Genomic DNA, 674 nt, shown 5'->3' with positions numbered 1-674 from the left:
CAGGCCGTCACCTTCCAGGCCCTGCGCAACGGCGAAGCGCCCGCCACGGCCCAGGCGCGCGGCCTCGCCGCGGCCAGCGCCGCCCGGGGCGGCGCCGATCCCGCCGCGCTGCTGGCCAATCCGCCTGCCCCGGCCGGAAACGCCGCGCCCCTGCCCGCCTCCTCCTCGCTGGTGGTGGTGGACCGCGACGGCGGCGCTGTCAGCTGCAACTTCAGCATGAACAACCTCTTCGGCACCGGCCGCATGGTGCCGGGCATGGGCTTCCTGCTCGCCGCCGCGCCACGGCCGGGCGGCATCACGCCGCCGCTGCTTTCCCCGGTGCTGGTCAGCAACGCCAACATCAAGGCCTTCCGCTATGCCGGCGCCGGTTCGGGCCAGGAAGACGCGCCCCTGGCCGCCGCCCTGCCGGCGGCGCAGGCGCTCGCCCGGCGCGGCAGCCTGGCCGAGGCCCTGGCCGCGGTACCGGAACCCGGGCGCGGCGCGGCGCTCGCCTGCCCCGACTACCTGCCCGGCAATGTCGCCACCTGCCAGGCGGCGGTGGACCCGCGCGGCGGCGGCCTCGCCCTCATGGGCCGGGGGAACTGACGGCATGACCCAGGGGCATCGGAAGCCGCGGCCGGGGCCCGGCCTCAAGGTGGGGCGCGGCGCCGACGCACCGCCCTTCCTGGTCATGG

General features: G+C 77.7%; 1 pseudogene. It reads left to right on the top strand.

Features of this window, described 5'->3' with window-relative positions:
• Positions 1–585, top strand: a pseudogene (locus ROTAS13_RS25510) (gamma-glutamyltransferase); the annotation flags it as partial.
• Positions 586–674: the final 89 nt, after the last annotated feature.

Origin of the sequence: Roseomonas sp. TAS13 (genome assembly GCF_001950415.1) — a bacterium.
In the GTDB taxonomy this organism is placed as follows: Bacteria; Pseudomonadota; Alphaproteobacteria; order Acetobacterales; family Acetobacteraceae; genus Roseomonas; species Roseomonas mucosa.
This window is presented reverse-complemented; position numbering and strand designations above follow the sequence as displayed.